Annotated in this window: 15 protein-coding genes; 2 read left to right on the top strand and 13 right to left on the bottom strand. The window is 63.9% G+C overall.

Annotated features, from left to right (window positions below):
* Positions 1–144: 144 nt before the first annotated feature.
* From Q0687_RS16970 to Q0687_RS16985, 4 genes are all read right to left on the bottom strand, one after another.
* Positions 145–528, bottom strand: a complete 384-nt coding sequence (locus tag Q0687_RS16970; protein ID WP_298878765.1) for a RidA family protein — start codon at positions 526–528, stop codon at positions 145–147.
* A 23-nt stretch (positions 529–551) separates the two neighbouring features.
* Positions 552–2,162, bottom strand: a complete 1,611-nt coding sequence (locus tag Q0687_RS16975; RefSeq protein WP_298878767.1) for a D-aminoacylase — start codon at positions 2,160–2,162, stop codon at positions 552–554.
* Positions 2,163–2,172: 10 nt separating this feature from the next.
* Entirely contained in the window at positions 2,173–3,492 is a 1,320-nt protein-coding gene (locus tag Q0687_RS16980; protein ID WP_298878769.1) for an MFS transporter, read from the bottom strand.
* Between the two features lie 286 nt (positions 3,493–3,778).
* Positions 3,779–4,546: an IclR family transcriptional regulator gene (locus Q0687_RS16985; RefSeq protein WP_298878771.1), complete on the bottom strand. Its 768-nt coding sequence runs from the start codon at positions 4,544–4,546 to the stop codon at positions 3,779–3,781.
* A 452-nt stretch (positions 4,547–4,998) separates the two neighbouring features.
* Between Q0687_RS16985 and Q0687_RS16990 the strand changes: the two genes are divergently transcribed.
* The gene (locus Q0687_RS16990) at positions 4,999–8,151 is read left to right on the top strand and encodes a hypothetical protein (RefSeq protein WP_298878773.1); all 3,153 of its coding nucleotides are present in this window, start codon (positions 4,999–5,001) and stop codon (positions 8,149–8,151) included.
* Between the two features lie 58 nt (positions 8,152–8,209).
* Here the strand turns inward: Q0687_RS16990 and Q0687_RS16995 are convergent, their stop codons facing one another.
* The 6 genes from Q0687_RS16995 to Q0687_RS17020 all read right to left on the bottom strand — a co-directional run bounded on the left by Q0687_RS16995 (position 8,210) and on the right by Q0687_RS17020 (position 12,841).
* Entirely contained in the window at positions 8,210–8,962 is a 753-nt protein-coding gene (locus tag Q0687_RS16995; RefSeq protein WP_298878774.1) for a haloacid dehalogenase type II, read from the bottom strand.
* A gap of 134 nt (positions 8,963–9,096) precedes the next feature.
* Positions 9,097–9,564 (bottom strand): hypothetical protein, encoded by a 468-nt coding sequence (locus tag Q0687_RS17000; RefSeq protein WP_298878776.1) that lies wholly within the window; start codon positions 9,562–9,564, stop codon positions 9,097–9,099.
* 26 nt (positions 9,565–9,590) lie between these two features.
* On the bottom strand, positions 9,591–10,106 hold the full coding sequence (locus Q0687_RS17005) for an N-acetyltransferase (protein WP_298878778.1): 516 nt from the start codon (positions 10,104–10,106) through the stop codon (positions 9,591–9,593).
* 112 nt (positions 10,107–10,218) lie between these two features.
* Positions 10,219–11,154, bottom strand: a complete 936-nt coding sequence (locus Q0687_RS17010) for a glycosyltransferase family 2 protein (protein WP_298878781.1) — start codon at positions 11,152–11,154, stop codon at positions 10,219–10,221.
* Positions 11,151–12,302, bottom strand: a complete 1,152-nt coding sequence (locus tag Q0687_RS17015; protein WP_298878783.1) for a hypothetical protein — start codon at positions 12,300–12,302, stop codon at positions 11,151–11,153. The genes Q0687_RS17010 and Q0687_RS17015 overlap by 4 nt, the downstream gene beginning before the upstream one ends.
* 47 nt (positions 12,303–12,349) lie before the next feature.
* Positions 12,350–12,841, bottom strand: a complete 492-nt coding sequence (locus Q0687_RS17020) for an NUDIX domain-containing protein (protein ID WP_298878785.1) — start codon at positions 12,839–12,841, stop codon at positions 12,350–12,352.
* Positions 12,842–12,929: 88 nt separating this feature from the next.
* Here Q0687_RS17020 and Q0687_RS17025 point away from each other — a divergent pair, with 88 nt between their 5' ends.
* On the top strand, positions 12,930–13,811 hold the full coding sequence (locus Q0687_RS17025) for a metallophosphoesterase (RefSeq protein ID WP_298878787.1): 882 nt from the start codon (positions 12,930–12,932) through the stop codon (positions 13,809–13,811).
* Between the two features lie 142 nt (positions 13,812–13,953).
* Here the strand turns inward: Q0687_RS17025 and Q0687_RS17030 are convergent, their stop codons facing one another.
* The 3 genes from Q0687_RS17030 to Q0687_RS17040 all read right to left on the bottom strand — a co-directional run bounded on the left by Q0687_RS17030 (position 13,954) and on the right by Q0687_RS17040 (position 16,571).
* A complete protein-coding gene (locus Q0687_RS17030; RefSeq protein ID WP_298878789.1) occupies positions 13,954–14,511 on the bottom strand; it encodes a hypothetical protein in 558 nt (185 codons plus the stop codon).
* Positions 14,512–14,702: 191 nt separating this feature from the next.
* Positions 14,703–14,912, bottom strand: coding sequence for a hypothetical protein (locus tag Q0687_RS17035; RefSeq protein ID WP_008137787.1), 210 nt, complete (start codon positions 14,910–14,912; stop codon positions 14,703–14,705).
* 24 nt (positions 14,913–14,936) lie between these two features.
* Positions 14,937–16,571 (bottom strand): isocitrate lyase, encoded by a 1,635-nt coding sequence (locus tag Q0687_RS17040; RefSeq protein ID WP_298878806.1) that lies wholly within the window; start codon positions 16,569–16,571, stop codon positions 14,937–14,939.
* Positions 16,572–16,604 lie beyond the last annotated feature (33 nt).

The following is a 16,604-nucleotide window of genomic DNA, read 5'->3' on the forward strand; positions in this document are numbered from 1 at the left end:
GAGGCGCCCGCCTTTGGCGGGCCCTCAGGATGAGGACGGAGTGCGTGGCACCAGTTTTAGCGGACGCAGATGTCGCTTAGCCTCATCCTGAGGAGACCGCGGAGCGGTCGTCTCGAAGGACGAGGCGCGCGCACAATCGATGGCCTACTTGCGATAGGCGACGCAGTCGATTTCCACCTTGCAATCCACCACCATGCTCGACACCACGCAAGCGCGCGCCGGCGGATTGGCGCCGAAATATTCGGCGAAGACCTTGTTGAAGCTCGGGAAGTCGCGGGGGTCGTCGAGCCAGACGCCGCAGCGCACGACATCCTTGGGTTCGAAGCCGGCTTCGGTGAGGATCGCGAGCATGTTGCGGATCGCCTTGTGCGATTGCGCGATGATCCCGCCCTCTATCACCTCGCCGTTCTCCATCGGCGTCTGGCCGGAGACGTAGAGCCAGCCATCGGCCTCCACCGCACGGGCAAACGGAAGGTGCTGGCCGCCGGTGCCGGTGCCGCCGGCCACGCCGTATCGTTTCAACGTCATTGGGTATCTTCCTGTCTCGTGATTCAAGTCAGGGCCCGGCCTGGCCGCGCGAAGGTGCTGCGTCCGTCCGCGACCACGGCCTCGCCGGCGACGAAGACCGAACGGATGCCGGCCGGCATTTCCGTCGGCGTCTCGAACGTCGCCTTGTCCATGATGGTCTCGTCGAACAGCGTGAGGTCCGCGATCATGCCGGGTCGCAGGATGCCGCGGGCGGACAGGCCGAAGCGCTGCGCAGGCATCGCCGTCATCCGCCGCACGGCATCTTCCAGAGACAGCCAGCCCTGCTCGCGCGTCAACCGGCCGGCGACGCGCGGGAAACTGCCATAGGCCCGCGGATGCGGCTTGGTGCCCGGGCGCGGAATGCCATCGGAGCCGACCATGTGCAGGCGATGGGTGAAGGCCGCGCGCAAATCGGCCTCATCGAGCTGGAACATGATGATGCCGGTCTGGCCTTGATCCTCCTCGATGCAGCGGACCATCAGCTCGAAAGCGGAGATGCCGAGCTCGCGCGCGGCATCGACCATCGACTTGCCTTCGAGCGGCTTCAGCGCCGGATTGGCGGTAGCGGAGATGCGCACATTGTGCCAGCCGATCAGCACGATCTTCGACTGCGCCGCATGCGGATCCGGATCGCCTTCCTCCACCAGCACGCGCAGCGCCTCGCGCTTCTGCGGATCGCGCAGACGCTCGCGCAGCGCGTCGATGCCGCCTTCAAGGGCGGCCGGCGGCAGCAATTGCAGCATGTAGGAGCTGCCTGCGGGATACGGGTACATGTCGAAGGAGATGTCGATCCCCTCCGCGCGCGCCGCTTCGAGCTTGTCGAGCGCCTTGGGGATGGCGCCCCAGTTCGGCTTGCCCGCCGATTGCAGATGCGACAGCAACCCCGCCGCGCGCGACGCACGCAAGATCGCGATGAACTCGTCGATGGATTGCAACAGGCCGGCTTCATAGGAGCGGACATGTGCGGTGAGCAGCTTGCCATGCGCCCGCACCGTCTCCGCCAGCGCGTTCAATTCATTGGTGTCGGCATAGGCGCTCGGCGGATAGACCAGGCCGAGCGACAGGCCGGCCGCGCCCTGGGCGAGCTGCCGCGCCAGCAGCGCCTGCATCGCCGCGATCTCCTGCGCCGTCGCCGCGCGGCGCTCATAGCCGAGCACCGCAAGGCGGATCGCGGCATGTCCGACCAGGGAGACAAGGTTGAGACCCACGCCCGGCCCTTCCAGAGCATGCCGATAGCCATCGAAGCTGCCGAAGATTTCGTTCGCCCTGACTTCGCCGGCGAGCCCCGAGAAGTGCAAACGTAGCATCTCGGCGGAGCCCGTGGTGGCTGGATAGAGCGAGAAGCAGCAATTGCCGACCACGAGCGTGGTGACGCCCTGCATCACCTTCTCGGGCCTGTCGGGCTCGCGCAGGCAGATCAGATCGTCATGGCAATGGGCGTCGATGAATCCCGGCGCGAGATAGCATCCGCTCGCCTCGATGATCTCGGCCCCCTCCGCCGGCAACGCAGCCCCGATCGCCGCGATGCGGCTGCCGCTGATACGCAAGTCCGCCTCGAACCACGGCGCGCCGGTGCCGTCGATCAGCCTGGCATTGCGTATCAGCGTGTCCTTGCCGTCGGTCGTCTGGGGCATGCCCCTCTCCTCAAGTCGCAGGCACGGCGCCTGCTGGCGGTGCCTCTTCGAAATCGGGGATCGGCTCGATCCGGCCGAGCACCACGACGTAGAAGAAGATGCCGATCAGCAGCACGACGCCGGCGATCATGAAGGCACCGGCGAAGGATTGCGTCCAGTCCACCACGATGCCGGTCACGATCGGCGCGAGCACGCCCATCATGTTGTTGGTGAAATTCAGGATGCCGCCGACGGTTCCTGCACCGCCCTTGGGCGCGATCAACGACACGATCGAGGATCCGACCGGCGCTGCGGCTGACAACCCTGAGATCGCGATCGACAGCCACAGCAGGGCCCAGCCCGGCCTCACGGTGAAGGCCGCACCGATCACGGCAAGCCCCATCAGCATGCCGACGATGATCACCGACTGGCGCACCCGCGTCGAGTCGTAGCCGCGCGCGATCAGGTGATCGACCAGGAAGCCGCCGATCAGGAGATCCGACAGGGTCGCGAAGATCCAGGGGATGGTCGAATAGCCCGCGGCCGACATCAGGTTCATGTGCATGGTCTGGGCGAGATAGCCCGGCAGCCATGTGAGGAAGAGATAGAAGGTGTAGCCGTAGGCGGAGAAACCGATGGTCAGGCCCCAGACCTTGCGATTGCGCAGGAGGTAGCCGAGCATGCGGCTCTGCCCTGCGGTCGCCGGGCCTTCCGGCGTGCCGCCGCCAGCGACGATGTAATCATGCTCGGCCTTGGAGAGCTTCGGATCCTCGCTCGGATTGCGATAGATGATGTAGTAGGCGATGAAATACGCAAAGCTCAGCACCGCCGTGACGCCAAAGCCCCAGCGCCAGCCGTAGAGAAAGATCACATAGGCGACCAGCGGCACGCCGATCACGTTGGAGAATTTTGCGGCGGAATCGAAGATCGCGGTCGAGCGCGCGCGCTCGTCGAGCGGAAACCAGTGGCCGGTCGCCTTCTGGCTGGCCGGAAAGGCGGGGGCTTCCGCGACGCCGAGCAACAGGCGCGCGCCGGCGATGCCCCAGAGACCGCTGGCAAGCGCGGTGATGGTGGCGGCGACCGCCCAGAGGAGGCTCGAGGCGCGGCCGACCATGGTGACACCGAAGCGGTCGAGCACCATGCCGCCGGGGACTTGCAGCAGCGAATAGGTCCAGAAAAACGCGCTGCCGAGCAGGCCGATGTCGGTGGCGGTGAGGCCGAGCTCCTTGGTGAGCTCGGGCGTCGCGGCCGAGAGGCCGACGCGATCGATGTAGTTGATGAGAATTCCAACGCCGAGCAGACAGCCGATCAGCCAGCGTCGTCCGGGTACCTGCTTGCCTGCATTCGCCATGTCGAATCCTCGCTTGGACACGCAGGATCGCGTCTCTCGCCCCGACATGGGACGGGAGAACCTCGTCGCGCCTGCAATTGCATTGTCTCTTATAGTGTACAATATTATCTTATAGCGACAACGTAGATATTACAGCGGCGTGATGTCAAGCCCGGACATTCTACTCCCGCTCGCCGCGACGCGCATTCGCCGAGCGTTGCGCGCTGCGTCATCATTGGAACGCGCGACGACGCCCCCGCGAAGACGAAGCGGATGAATCGGTCAGCGACGCTGACGGTCGGCTTGTTCAGGAACGGTCCGAGAGTTCCGTTGCGGTGGCGACCAGATCGTCGAGCAGCGCGGTTCTGCGCTCCTTCACCGAGTCAGCGGGGACGACGAAGCAAAGCGTCGCGACCGCGACACCCTTCTTGTCACGGATCGGCGCGGCAAGGCAGGAGGTGAAGCGATCGGACAGCGCGGTCGTCACGCATTTTCCATCGCGCCGCGCGCGCGCGACATCCTTGATGAAATCATCGACGTCGAGCACGCGGCCATCGGGAAGGCGAAAATCCTCTTTCGGCACGAAGGCGCGGATCTCGGCCGGGCTCATGTGATCGAGCAGCAAGCGGCCGGAGGCCGTCCAGGGAAGCGGCACCTCGATGCCGACATCGGTCGTGATCCGGAACAGCCCCGACCCGTCACGTGTATCGACCACCACATATTTGCGGCCGCGCAGCGCACAGAGCTGTGCCGTGGCGCTGTGCTGGGTGGCGAGACGATCGAGCGCCTCGCGGCATCGGCGATGCAGCGGATTGGCCTCCGCATAGGCCCGCCCGTAGAGATGCACCGCCTTGCCGAAATAGACCTGGCCCTCGCCGACGCTCTCGAGCAGGTCCGCCTCGATCAGGCGGTTGGCGATGGCATAGACGGTCGATCGCGGCGCCCCCATTTGTTTTGCGAGGTCGCTGAGCTTGGAGGGCGCACGCAAGTGCAACAGCGCTTCCAGGAGATCGATGGTCCGATCAATCCCGTTCTGGCGTTCCGCGGGCGGGGCGCCCTTCTTCGATGCAGCCAAACTTCACACATCCTTCGTCAGCTTCGCCTTGCGGTTTTGGCATAAACCGTGCCGAGGGTATAGCGTGTCCGCCTTTGCGCATTCAGAATTCAGCTTCAATGTTATCCAGATCACAAAGCTGCAGCCGTTCTCCTGCGGTTTGCCGCAAGCGTGATCAGCACCCCCTCCAAACCTGTGGTAGCATCTCTTGGTGAAGCTCTATTAGCGTGCAATTGTTTTGAACACCATGGCAGGTTGTGATTGCAACACTGCCTGTGCCGAATCCGAACAGCAACGATCGCATTGCTTGCGATCAACGTGCCGGACAACCGACCCAATTTATTCACGCGCAGGCGAGGCCAAGCGTCTGCAAGCCATAGCACCTTGACTGCGGAATTTTCTCGATCGGCGCCAAACAGCGCCTGCGCAAACCCAGAAGCGATCGCGAGACATTCAGTTCAGGGAGTAGCAACATGGCTCTCAGCAGCAGCAATTTGACTGATATTGGACAAGGCGCCGGCAAGACCAGCAATTTCTGGATACGATACGAGGATTCGCTCGCCGACCAGACCAACGTGGTCAATAACGCAAACTCCCTGCTCAGCGTCGTCGAGAACGAGTTCACCGTTACCACCGGCTGGTTCGGAACGCCCTCTACCCAGTTCGGCACCAGTCACCGGCAAGAGGTTCGTCTCGACCAGGCCGACACCGACCTTGGCGGCGGCAGCTTCAGCTTTCCCGGTGCCAGCAACAACGGCTTCGGAAATCCGATCAGCCTCGATTCGCAAAACCTGATGAGCGATGCGCCGCTGCCGGCGCAGCGCGTCGAAATGGTATTCATGGCCGAGTGGGTCGAGGTGCTGATGGGCATCCGCGGCAACTGGAACGCCGGTGACAGCAGTGGCGAAGGATTGTCGCATTGGTCGGCCATCACCCGCTTCCAGCAGGGGCATGACCATTACTACGGATCGTTCGTCGCGAACTGGTTGAACGGCGACGGCTCCCCCAATCAAGGATCGATCCTGCCGAACCCTGCGCGCGGCGACTGGGTCACCACGACCTACACGGGCTCGACCGTGAGCGACGGCACGTTCGTTCACGGCGATGGCGATCCGGTCAGCTACGGCTGCGCGCTCGGCTTCATCTACTATCTCAACGTCCAGCTCGGCTTCAGCATCAACCAGATCATCGCGAACTACGCTTCCAATCTCGCCAGCGTCTACCACGCGTTGACCAGCGACAATTCCAACCCGTTTCCGATCTTCCTCGGCCTCGTCCAGAGCGTCTATCCGCCCGGCGTGACCGCGTCGATTTCGGGCCCCAACCGAAACAATCCGTTCCCGATCGCCCGCGTCTCCTTCGGCGCCGGCAAGAACACTTTTGGCAAGGACGAGGCGCAGGACATCATCAACACGCAAGGCGGCTACGTTCCCAACGCCTTCACGATCTTCGTCGAGGGGTTCAGCAAGTCTTCCTTCCTGTCGCTCGGCATCACCGTCGGAAGCTTTGGCGGTTCGTTCCCAGGGCTATCAGGTGTTGCGATCACGCCCAACCCGACCGGCGTGCAGTTCGAGAGCGGCATCAACGACTTCACGCCGCAGCGTATCGAGATCCCCTATGACCTGCATATCGACACGCCGTTGCTGGCACAGTTCCCTACAAGCGGCGAGACCGAATTCGACCTCACGGTCTCACTGAATGCCTCCGCGACCGGACAGGTCAGCGGCTCGCAGGCCACAATGCAGTTCGAGCTGATCGCCGGCGCCGATCCTTATTTCACCAATCTGAACGCCGACCACAGCAACCTGCCTTATCTCAGCCAGGACCTGCGCGTCTTCACGATCACCCCGGCGCTCAATGCGACGCCGATCCCCGGCGTGCCTGCGCTCGCCGACAATGTCTCCGGCGCCTACACTTACATCCAGAACCTGCTGTCGCGCTGGAATTCAGCGGCCAACGGCTTCACCAATCCGAACGGTCCCGATCCGTTCACGACGATCCTTCCTGACCAGGGCGACGCCAACCAGGGTGACTCATCCGTCAATCCGTTCACCGTGCAGATCAGCGGCACGTTCCCGCCCAATATCAGCATCGATAACAATTACAGCTTTGCCGTCGCGCGCGTGCGCTTGCGTGGCTCCGCGGCATCGCAAGCCAGCAATGTCCGCGTGTTCTTCAGGCTGTTCACCACCCAGACCAACGATACCGACTACGACGTCAACGGCGCCTATCTCTCCAACAACGATCCCGCCGGCAAGCCGGGATCACCGAGGCTGGGTGCCGGGAACACGACGATCCCGTTCTTCGCGACCAACAATTTCTCGAGCCAGACCGACTATACGACCGGTCCCAACATCCATACGCTGACGATCCCTGACCATCAGGACCAACTCTGGTGGTATTTCGGCTGCTTCCTCAATCTTTATGACAACGGAAACGTCATCAACGGCGCGCAGGTGCAGACCTTATTGAACGGCACGCATCATTGCATCGTCGCCCAGATCGCCTTCGACGACGCGCCGATCCCGCAAGGCGTCTCGCCTTTGTCCTGGGACCAGCTCGCGCAGCGCAACCTCCAGGTCACGCGCTCGGACAACCCAGGCCCGGCGGCGGCGCATCGCATTCCGCAGACCTTTGACACGAAGCCGGGCCGGACCATCCGTCCACCGCACGGGCCGAACACGATCTATCCGGACGAGTTGATGATCGAATGGGGCGACGTGCCGTCGGGCTCGGTCGCCTCGCTGTACTGGCCGCAGGTGCATGCCAGCGACGTGCTGGCACTGGCCAAGGCCTTCTACGGCGTCTCGCCGCTCGGCATGAGCGATGCCAACACCATCCGGATCCCGATCACCCGTGGCGTCAGCTATGTGCCGATCCCGCCCGGCAGCGGCGACAATTTCGCCGGCCTTATCACCATCGATCTTCCCCTGGGCGTCCGCAGCGGACAGGTCTTCGACGTCACGGTCAAACGGCTCGGCACGCGCATCGGCAAGCCTTTGCCGCCGCCACCGCCGCCGGGCCCCAAGCTGCAGACCGCGCCTGCCGTGCTGCACGCCAACGGCAAGACGATGCAGGAGGGAACCGCCAAGGGCAGCTCCAAGCCACATCGCACCGAACCGACACGCGTGGAGCGGATCCCCCAGTGGCGCTACGTCGTCGGCACGTTCCAGATCCGCATTCCCGTGACCACGGGCGACAAGATCCTCCCCGCGGAGGAGACGACGCTCGCGATCATGAAATGGCGGCTGGAGCAGATGTCGCCGTCCAATCGCTGGCACCCGGTGCTGGTGCGCTACATCAAGTACATCTCCGACCGCGTCGACGGGCTCGGCGGCAACGCGAGTGCCGTGCCGCCTTCACTGACCTTTGTGCCGCCGTTGCCGAAGCCGCCACATGAGCCCGAGCGCGAGCGCTGCGGCAAGGTTTGCGAGGTGCTGTTCGACTGCCACGGCGAGTTCACCGGCTTCGTCCTCGAGGATTGCTGCGAGAAGCATGTGTTCCACAGCCGCGCCAGAGACGTCGGCAGGCTCGCGGTCAAAGCCTGCCGCTACGGGTTGACGCTGTGCGTCTGGGTCGACGGAAAGGACGGCGAGAAGATCCGCAAGCTCGCGATCAAGGCGTAGGAACTGGCGCGCCGAGACGACCTCGTCGATATGACCGACACGGTCGTGCGTAGGCGCGCTAGCTCGAAAGAAAATGCAGCAAGTCAGTCATGCCCCGTCCCTCGCCGTCGGGAACGGCGTCGAGCTGTTCCCGCGGCTGCTTCTGCCGGTTGACCCAAAAGGTGGGGTAGCCGAACAGCTTTGCGCCCGAGGCATCCCAGCCGGCGAAGGCGGCAAACAGGATTTCTTCGCGCTTCAGGGCGAAGGCATCGACACCCATCTGGTAGGCGCGTGGATCGGGCTTGTAGGTCCTGACAGCATCCGTGCTCAGCTGAAATTCGAAGATGCCCTCGAGCTCCGTGCCGCTGATATTGCCGTCAAACATCGCGGGCGAGAAATTGCTCAGGAGTGCCAGTCGCAAACCGCTTTCCTTTAGTCCGGACAAGGCCGGCAGCACGTCGGGCCAAGTCGGCATTCTGAGATAGCTCTCGACGAGAGCGCTTCGCTTGACACCGGTCAGCTCAAGATCGAGCGCCTTGCAGGCGAACACCAGCGCCTCGTCGATAACGCCGAGGAAGTCGCGGTAACGTCCTGCCAAGCTTCGAAGCCAGGTGTACTCGAACTGCTTCGTTCGCCAGACGTTCGAGAGCTCGGCGCCGCGCCCGGGAAACAGCTGCTCCGCCAGCGCAAAGACCGGACGCGGATCGAAAATCGGAAAGCCGTCGAAGGCGATCGCCTTGATCGGTGTGCCTGCTCCCGGGGAGGAGCTTGCGATTCCTGATGCGATGGACAACGACGTGATCGCGAGAATCTGGCGACGACTGAAGGGCATCTGTGAGTGCTCATGCGATAGACGAACCCCCACCGATCATGATTGACCATGCACCTCGGATATTCCCGATTGCAGCGGATCGGGACGCATGCCGCGCACACAAAGTCTGCGCGCGTTGCTACAGCACCGGCAGATCAGGAACCCTGCATATAGCGAACGGGATTCTCAGGATCCGCTGCGAAGATGCCGGCCACCTCCGCGAAAAGGCTCGATACGGCATCCTGCTTGAGGTCGTCGAACCGCTCGAAGCTGAAATTATTGCCTCCCATGCGGAGCTCGCCGAGTTTGCCGGCATAGCGGGAGACGATCGGCGCGCCTTGCCTGGTCACGGTCACGTAGACGCTGATGTAGTTCTTCTGGAGCGCAACGCCGATCACCGGCCAGTCCGTGCTTTTGCCTGATTTGATGGCGTAGCGAAACTTGCCATAGCCGATCATCTTCATGCGCATGCCCGCCTCTCCCGCCGGCGTTCCCTGATGGAAATGGCGTTTGAGGACTGGCGCGGCCGAGACGATCAGCTTGTGCAACTCAGTCAGATCGCGCTTTCGCTCGGGATCGAAATCGAGGTAGGCCTGCAACGTATCGGCGGTGACGCGAAACATGTGAGCCTCGACTGCTGGCTGCTGCGCTACTCCCGCGCCTTGCTCCAATCAGGGGCAACCGTGCCCGAGACGCCTTCGAAGGCGCCATCCGCAAGCTCGAACACCAGGACGCGCGCGGCATCGACCGGGCCCGGCATGGTGATGCGGCCCTTGGGCACCAGCTTGAAGCCGACGCGGCTGTAATAGGGCTCGTCGCCGACCAGCAGCACGATGCGATGCCCCTTCTCCCTGGCCTCGCTCAACGCCCGCTCCATCAGCATACGGCCGATGCCGCGGCTGCGGAACGGCGGCTCCACCGTCAGCGGCCCGAGCAGCAGCGCCGGCGTCTCGCCGACCGTCACAGGCAATTGCCTGACGGAGCCGACCAGCAACGTACCGATGCGGGCGGTGAAGGAGACGTCGAGCAGGTGGTCGACATGTTCGCGGATGCGATAGGCGCTGAGCACGAAGCGGCCGGGGCCAAACGTGCGTTCGTGCAGGCGTTCGATCGCCTGGGCGTCGCCTGCGGCTTCGGGACGGATGGTGATGGAAAGATCGTTCATGTAACCAGCGCGTTTTCGAGCGAAGTGGGACCCGGTTCGCGTTCAGAAAACGCGTCAATACGGGAAGCGGAGTAGCATCTGGACGTGCTGCCGTCCATGGGAGCGCTCCAGGTCAGGTCCTTATCAGCCCCGGCTGGGACAGATAGGCCAGCATTTTCATCTCCCGCCGTCCTCGCGTGACGGTGTCGAGCACGAGGCCCGAGGAGACCGACAGCATCGCCATGATCATCAGGCCCATCGACAGCACGGCGGTCGGCAACCGCGGCACCAGCCCGGTTTCGATGAAGGTGATCACGACAGGAATCGCAAGCAGCACCGACACGACAGCCAGCAGGATGCCGATGGCTCCGAAGAAGCGCAGCGGCTTTTCGGAGCGATAGAGTTTCAGCATGGTGCCGAGAATGCGAAAGCCGTCGCGCCAGGTGTTGAGTTTCGAGAACGAACCTTCAGGCCGCGCGTAATAGGGCGTCTCGACCTCCGCCACCGGCAGCGACAATTCCAGCGCGTAGACGGCAAGCTCGGTTTCGATTTCGAAGCCATCCGACAAGACCGGGAACGATTTGACGAAGCGGCGCGAGAACACCCGGTAGCCGGAGAGGATGTCCTGGAAGTCGCGGCCGAAGGTCCAGGCCAGGAACCCGGTCAGCATGCGGTTGCCGGTGCGATGGCCGAGACGGTAGGCGGCTTGCGACTGGTCGATGCGGAGCCCGACCACCATGTCGAGATTTTCGCCGAGCAGCTTGTCGATCATGCCCGATGCGCTCGGCGCGTCGTAGGTGGCATCGCCGTCGACTAGTACGTAGATGTCGGCCTCGACGTCGGCGAACATGCGACGCACGACGTGGCCCTTGCCCTGCCGCCGCTCACTGCGGACGATCGCGCCGGCCTCGCGCGCAACGGTCGCGGTGCGGTCGCGTGAATTATTGTCGTAGACATAGATCTCCGCCGCGGGCAGCGCGCTGCGGAAGGCGGTGACGACGGTCGCGACCGCGGCCTCCTCGTTGTAGCAGGGCACCAGCACGGCGATGCGAGGTTGCGCCGACGTCATCGTGGTGTGGCTCCGAGACCAGCCGGCGCATGCTGAGCCGACGCAGCCTCAGACACAGCGGCAGGCTGCAGCAGCCGCGCAAACGACAGCGTCCACAACGACAGCATCGTGACCGGCACGACATAGTATGGCGTGAAGATCGGGTGGCTCATGAAGAAGCCGAGATTGACGACGAGGTTGCCGGCAACGACGAGCGCAGCCTGTTGCACATGCGGCTCGACGGCCCGCAGCAGCGCGAGCGTGGCGCCGATCGCAAGCACGATCAGCACGATTTGCGTGTCGCGCAGATACTGGCCGAACACGGCAAGGTCGAACGCGGGCGCCACCACGTCGGCGCTGCCGTAGGTCGTCGCCAATGCGCTGCCGGCGTTGATGGCCTGCGCGACCAGCGTCGGCGCCATGCCGACGAGCACGCCGGCACCGAAGGCGAGGCCCCGCACGAAGGTTGCGAGCGAGCGCGTCCACATAAAAGGAATGCCGAGGAACAGGAAATAGCCGGCGGCGAGCAGCGCGTTCGGCAGCCTGAAATTGACGGAGGCGCCGAGCAGGAGACCGATCAACGCGATCAGCAAGACGCTGCGTTTGTCCCGGCTCAGCCATATCGCGGTCAGGAAACCGGAAAGGGCGCACAGCGCCATGGTCGGAGCGACCGAATAGCTCGCCTTGGCTGGGTTGACCATGAGATAGACGGCAAGCGCGCCGAACAGGCCCGCAGCAACGACCGATGGCAGCGTCCGCGCCATCGCAATGCCTGCGAGTGCGAGGCCGCACACGATCAGGCTCGCGGCAATGTAGAGCGGCACCACCTGGTGGCCTTCCGGAAACAGCGCCAGCAGAAAGCCCGTGCCCGGCGGGTATTGCAGCACGACCTTCCCATCACGCATCGGATTGTGGCAGGGCCAGCGGATCGGATCCTTCCACTCGGGAAAGGCGATCTGCTTCATCTTGCCTTCGAAGTAGCGATCGTCGTCCCTGACCGCATTGGTGTCGAGCCCGCCGGCGCCAAAGCGCTGGAACAGATGGGCCTGCCTGAGATAGCAGATGTCGTCATAAACCCCGCGCGCCTCGCTCCAGCGCGACATTGTCCAGATGTTGCTGGCGAGGATCGCGAGGCAGATCAGGCCGAAGGCGAGTTTTGCGGCTTTCATCAGGTTTCCGTGGTGTCCTTGAGGACCCGTACTAGCATAGCCAGCCCTCAGCGCCACGTCGCCATCACGGGCTTGCCATCGAGCACTTCCGCGATCCGCAAGCGCGTGCCGGGCGTTACCCCCTCCGGCAGCGCGGCGACGTCGAAAAAGCCGCATTCGACGATCTCGCGGTTGGGCGCAGGCAACCGGTCCTGCCGGAAATGCCTGACGACGTAGACCGCGACATGGTCGCGGCGGGAGACGTGGCTGTTCAGGAAAATGCCATGCAGCGAGGCCTCTCCGGTCAGGTCGATGTCGCCCTCCTCCTTGAGCTCGCGGCGCATCGCCTGTTCCATGGTCTCGCCGAAGTCGACGCCGCCGCCGGGCAAATACCAGCCGGAGACGTAGCTGTGCTTGACCAGGAACACCTTGTTGTCGGCATCGAGCACCACGGCGCGAACGCCCAGCGTCATGCCACGGACCACCAGGAAATAGGCGTGGAAGAACCGCCGCAGCAGCGGCTCGAATTTTCGTCGGACCCGGTGCAGACGCTCTCCCATCAGTCTCTCAGGCTTCCCTTGCACGTCTCTTGCACGTTGCCGGCGACCTTGCCATTACAGCATATGAATAGCGAGGCAATCGCACGCCATGGCCCTTTTCACGCTCGCCCATCTGTCCGACCCGCATCTGCCGCCGCTGCCGAAGCCGCGGCTGAGCGAGCTCGCGGGCAAGCGCGCGCTCGGCTACGTCAACTGGACGCGCAACCGCCATAAATACCAGCGCCGCGAGGTGCTGGACGCGCTGGTTGCCGATGTGAAGGCGCAGGCGCCGGATCACATCGCGGTCACCGGCGATCTCGTCAATCTGGCGATGGAGGCGGAGTTCGCGCCGGCGCGCGCCTGGCTCGAGGGCGTCGGCTCGCCCGACCGCGTCACCACGATTCCCGGCAATCACGACGCCTATGTCCGCGCGACCTCTCACCGCTTCGGCGAGACCTTTGCGCCCTATCTTGCCGATGACGACGGCCGCATTGGCTTTCCCGGCGTGCGTCGCCGCGGACCGGCTGCGCTGATCAGCCTCTCCAGTGCCGTGCCGACGCTGCCCTTGATGGCGACGGGCACACTCGGGCGCAATCAGCTCGCCGATCTCGAACAGGTGCTCGAGCAGCTCGCGACCGAAGACGTCTTCCGTGTGCTGCTGGTGCATCATCCCCTGAAATCCAACGCGCGCCAGAAGCGGCTGACGGATTCGGCCGCGCTGCTGGCGCTGCTGCAGCGCCAGGGCGTCGAGCTGGTTCTGCACGGGCACGACCACATTCATTCGACGATGTGGTTCGAGGGCCCAAACGGAAAGATTCCCGCGATCGGGGTGCCATCGGCCTCTGCGCTCGCGCACGGGCGTTATCCCGCGGCGGCCTACAATCTGCTCGCGATCGAGAAGGACAATGCCGGCTGGCGCTGCGAGCAGATCGTGCGGAGCATCGATCATGGCTTGCAGGTCCGGGAGATCAAGCGCGCAAGATTGGTGTGAGAGTTTCGTCATTCCGGGGCGCGCGTCAGCGCGAACCCGGAATCCATCGGGCGACAGCGCACGGCGATGAATGGATTCCGGGTTCATGCTTCGCATGCCCCGGAATGACAGAGAGAAACACCCCGGGGCAACGGAAAGAATCTCACCAGCTCCGCAGCGCCGCGATCACGGCAACGCCGAACAACGCGGCGGCGCCGAGGATGAAGCCGAACAGGAACGGCCAGACCCGCGAGCGGCGGCGCGGCTGCTCGGCGACCTCCTCCTTCGGCTCCGGCGGCACCACCATCGCATGCTCGCGCTCGATCATGCGGCGGGCGACGTAGTCGGTCACGGCCTCGACGATCACAGCGGTGTCGTGCGATTCGGCGAGCACGATGCGGCCGAACCGGGTGTCCTGCACGAAGCGGTACTGCCGCTTGTCGCGTCCCATCATGATGTGGGCGACGACGTCGATCCAGAGCCTCGGCGTATCGCCCTGGCTGATGCCGCGGTCGAACAGATCGATCCTGTCGGGCACCTGGGCGAAAAGCGGGTCGAGCGCGTCATTGAGGATCTCGAGCCGGGCCACCTCGGCGTCCCTGAGATCGACGACGACGCCGGTCCGGTCGGCGGCCTCGATCCGTGCGCGGAGCAGCGCATCGCGCAGCCGCACCGGGCGCGGCTGGCCGGGATTGATACCGCTGGTCTCGGGCTCTGACATTGTCGGCCTCGTCCTCAACTCTCCCCGTTAACCTATCAGCAACCATCCCCCCCGCAAAGGGCCCATTATTCCAGATACTTACGGTGCCCACAGGGACGTCATCTGTGCCAAAAACAGACGATCCCACCCGGCTTGCGCCGGATGGGACCCTCCGTCCTTGGACGTCTTCTTAAGTCGTTATCAGCTGGCCGTCAGGCCGAGACCCGCGAGGGCTCTTCCACGATCGAGAAACGGACGCCGGCCTTGTGGCGGTTCTCTTCCGAAACCGAGCGCCAGGCATCTTCGGCTTCCTTGCGGGTCTTGAACGGACCCTGCACCTGAGCCGAGCCTTCGACGAGCTTGTGGAAGTTCATCGAGCCGAACTCGCCGCCGATCACCCAGAAATTGCTGCCTTTGGTCATTGTCAGTCTCCTGCTGATGTAGCGTTAGCCGAACTGGTTCATCGTGTTGTGGGCGCCGCCCGCCTTCAGGGCCGCTTCACCCGCGAAGTATTCCTTGTGGTCGTCGCCAATGTCGGAGCCGGCCATGTTCTGGTGCCTGGCGCAGGCGATGCCCTGACGGATCTCCTGGCGCTGCACGTTCTTGACGTAGCCGAGCATGCCCTGCTCGCCGAAATACTCCTTGGCGAGATTGTCGGTGGACAGCGCGGCCGTGTGGTAGGTCGGCAGCGTGATCAGATGGTGGAAGATGCCGGCACGCTTGGCCGAATCCGCCTGGAAGGTACGGATGCGCTCGTCGGCTTCGATCGCCAGCGGCGTGTTGTCGTATTCCGGCTTCATCAGCTCAGTGCGGTTGTACTTGCTGACATCCTTGCCGGCTTCCTTCATCGCGTCGTAGACCTGCTGACGGAAGTTGATGGTCCAGTTGAACGACGGCGAGTTGTTGTAGGCGAGCTTGGCGTTCGGGATGACCTCGCGGATGCGGTCGACCATCTTCGCGATCTGCTCGATATGCGGCTTCTCGGTCTCGATCCAGAGCAGGTCCGCGCCGTTCTGCAGCGAGGTGATGCTGTCGAGCACGCAGCGGTCCTCGCCCGTGCCGGGACGGAACTGGTAGAGGTTCGAGGGCAGCCGCTTCGGACGCATCATCTTGCCGTTGCGGTTGATGATGACGTCGCCGTTGCGGGCGTTCGCCGCCGTGACTTCCTCGCAGTCGAGGAAGCTGTTGTACTGGTCGCCGATGTCGCCGGGCTTGTGGCTGACCGCGATCTGCTGCGTGAGGCCGGCGCCGAGCGAGTCGGTGCGCGTGACGATGATGCCATCCTCGACGCCGAGCTCGAGGAAGGCGTGGCGGCAGGCGCGGATCTTGGCGATGAACACCTCGTGCGGCACGGTGACCTTGCCGTCCTGGTGGCCGCACTGCTTCTCGTCCGAGACCTGGTTCTCGATCTGCAGCGCGCAGGCTCCCGCTTCGATCATCTTCTTGGCGAGCAGATAGGTCGCCTCGGCGTTGCCGAAGCCGGCGTCGATGTCGGCGATGACGGGAACGACGTGGGTCTGGAAGTTGTCGATCTTCGCGATCAGCTCCTGCTCGCGGGTCTTGTCGCCTTCCTTGCGCGCCTTGTCGATGAGACGGAAGATGTCGTTGAGCTCACGGGAATCCGCCTGACGGAGGAAGGTGTAGAGCTCCTCGATCAGCGCCGGCACCGAGGTCTTTTCGTGCATCGACTGGTCGGGCAGCGGTCCGAACTCGGAGCGCAGCGCCGCGATCATCCAGCCCGACAGGTACAGATATTTGCGATCGGTCCTGCCGCCGAAGTGCTTCTTGATCGAGATCAGCTTCTGCTGGGCGATGAAGCCGTGCCAGCAGCCCAGCGACTGGGTGTACTTGGTCGGATCGTTGTCATAGGCCGCCATGTCGGCCCGCATCAGCGCCGCGGTGTAGCGGGCGACATCGAGGCCGGTCTTGAAACGGTTCTGCAGGCGCATGCGTGCGACGGCCTCGGCCGACACGCCGTTCCAGGTCGGCTGCTTCTGGAGGAGCGCCTGGGCCGCCTCAATCTCGCTCTGATACGAGGCCGGGCCCTGGAGGGTGTTGATGCCGCGGGGCTGGTAGTTCATGTGCCTTATCCTTCTCGACGGATGACAAGACAA

This window comes from uncultured Bradyrhizobium sp., from assembly GCF_936928535.1.
Classification (GTDB): domain Bacteria; phylum Pseudomonadota; class Alphaproteobacteria; order Rhizobiales; family Xanthobacteraceae; genus Bradyrhizobium.